The organism is Rhizobium sp. 18055 (genome assembly GCF_902706285.1).
GTDB lineage: Bacteria > Pseudomonadota > Alphaproteobacteria > Rhizobiales > Rhizobiaceae > Rhizobium.
Map to the genome: position 1 here is coordinate 1 of NZ_CACSKD010000261.1, position 448 is coordinate 448.

A 448-nucleotide genomic window follows, 5' to 3' on the forward strand; every position below is an offset into this window, starting at 1 on the left:
TCCACCGCACCGCTATCCTGCCCACCCATGCGTGCCTGCCGCCTGCTCACCGCCGTTGCCGTGGCCCTGCTTGCCACGGCCTGCCAGCGCCCGCCCGCGGTGCCGGCCACGCCCGAACAGGCCCGGCAGCAGGCCATGCAGCGCGCGTTCGAACTGTGTGCCGGCTGCCACACCGTTCAGCCCGGTGGCATCCACCGCTTCGGGCCCAACCTTCACGGCGTGATCGGCCGCCGCGCCGGCAGCCTGCCCGACTATGGGTATTCCGACGGCATGCGCCGCGCCGACATCACCTGGACCGCACAGACGCTGGATACCTTCCTGCAGTCACCCACGCACCTGGTGCCGGGCACCCGCATGTACAACGCCTTCCCCAGCGCAGAACACCGCGCCCTGGTGATCGCCTACCTGCAGCAGCAGTCGGCTCAGTGAGCCAGGCGCTGCAGCTGTT

1 protein-coding gene is annotated in these 448 nt (G+C 70.5%); it reads left to right on the forward strand.

What is annotated here, in order from left to right; translation table 11 throughout:
* On the forward strand, window positions 1–429 hold a 429-nt coding region (locus GVL52_RS29025; RefSeq protein WP_210254131.1), incomplete at its 5' end, for a cytochrome c family protein.
* Between the last annotated feature and the right edge of the window lie 19 nt (window positions 430–448).